This window comes from Streptomyces lancefieldiae, from assembly GCF_031845825.1.
Classification (GTDB): Bacteria; Actinomycetota; Actinomycetes; order Streptomycetales; family Streptomycetaceae; genus Streptomyces; species Streptomyces lancefieldiae.
This window is the reverse complement of record NZ_JAVRFH010000284.1, coordinates 1-505: the sequence shown is the minus strand read 5'-3', so window position 1 is coordinate 505 and position 505 is coordinate 1. Positions and strand designations below refer to the sequence as shown.

The 505-nt window shown below is 72.9% G+C and carries 1 pseudogene; it reads left to right on the top strand.

Annotated features, from left to right (window positions below):
* Positions 1 to 505, top strand: a pseudogene (locus RM812_RS42155) (hypothetical protein); the annotation flags it as partial.

Here is a 505-nt window from a genome sequence, read left to right as displayed (position 1 = left end):
GAGCGCCGCCGGTCCGGCCGGCGAGCCGCTCGACCCGGAGGAACTCGTCGACTGGGCCCGGCAGCAGGGGCGGGACGCGGTCCTTACCTGGTCGGGCGAGGCCGTGCAGGCCTTCGACGCGGTGCTGCTGCCCGAGCGGCGCACCGTCTGCGGGGCGTTCGTCCCCGGCACGGCGGCCTCGCGGACCCGGGTGAACACCCCGGCCCTCGCCGTGTCGATCGGTCCGCTGGCGGTCGAGCTGCCCGAATACGTGCGTGGGCGGCTGCCGGAGTACATGGTCCCGTCCGCGGTGGTGCCGCTCCCGCAGCTCCCGCTGAATCCGGCCGGCAAGCTCGACCGCCGGGCGCTGCCGTCGCCCGCGTGGTACGCGGCCGACCTGAGTAGCGGAGCGCCACGCAATGCCTACGAGGAAGAACTATGCTCGCTTTTCAGTGAGTTGCTGGGCGTGGAGAAGGTCGGTGTCGAGGACGACTTCTTCGTGCTCGGCGGGCACTCGCTCCTGGCG